Source organism: Vibrio sp. Vb2131 (assembly GCF_033338535.1).
GTDB lineage: Bacteria > Pseudomonadota > Gammaproteobacteria > Enterobacterales > Vibrionaceae > Vibrio > Vibrio alginolyticus.
Window position 1 is genome coordinate 1 of the sequence record NZ_JAWOSW010000113.1, and the last position, 592, is coordinate 592.

At 43.9% G+C, this 592-nt stretch carries 1 protein-coding gene; it reads right to left on the bottom strand.

Translation table 11 applies throughout. The features are described 5' to 3' along the window. Positions 1–592: ABC transporter substrate-binding protein (locus R7E38_RS23155; RefSeq protein ID WP_318082192.1), on the bottom strand; the 592-nt coding region annotated here is incomplete at both ends.

Here is a 592-nt window from a genome sequence, read left to right on the forward strand (position 1 = left end):
CGATTTCACCAAATCATTGTCCATCGACTTACGAAGGTCTTGGCTCGGCTTCGCATGCAGCGAATTACGGTCGATCACCAAAATGTTTTTCGGATCAGCTTCACGGATAAACTCGTAAGAAATCACGTCACCGTGTGTACCAGTCTTGATGTTTTTTACCGTTTCAATGAAACCAAAGTCATTGTAAATCGCACCGAAGCGGGACTTCGCACCAAAGGCACTGATGTTGTCACCGATGCTCAAAATCGTTAGTGCATCGTTATTGTTCGTTTGGTTGTAGTCGCGAATCGCTGTAAATTGAGCATCCAATGTTTCAATCTTTTGCTCGACTTTGTCTTCAATATTGAAGATTTTGCCAATGTTACGCCATTGAGCCTGCGTGCCTTCCCAATAGCCTTCGCCTTTTTTAGCTGCAAACACAACCGTTGGGGCAATTTCACTTAGCTCTTCATATTTCGCAGAGCCACGCGGGCCAACCAAGATCAGATCTGGTTTTTGCATATAAATAGCTTCAAAGTCAGGCTCAAACAAACTGCCTGCAGATGTGTAATTCTCTTTGCTGTACTTAGAAAGGTAGCTCGGAAGATGAGAT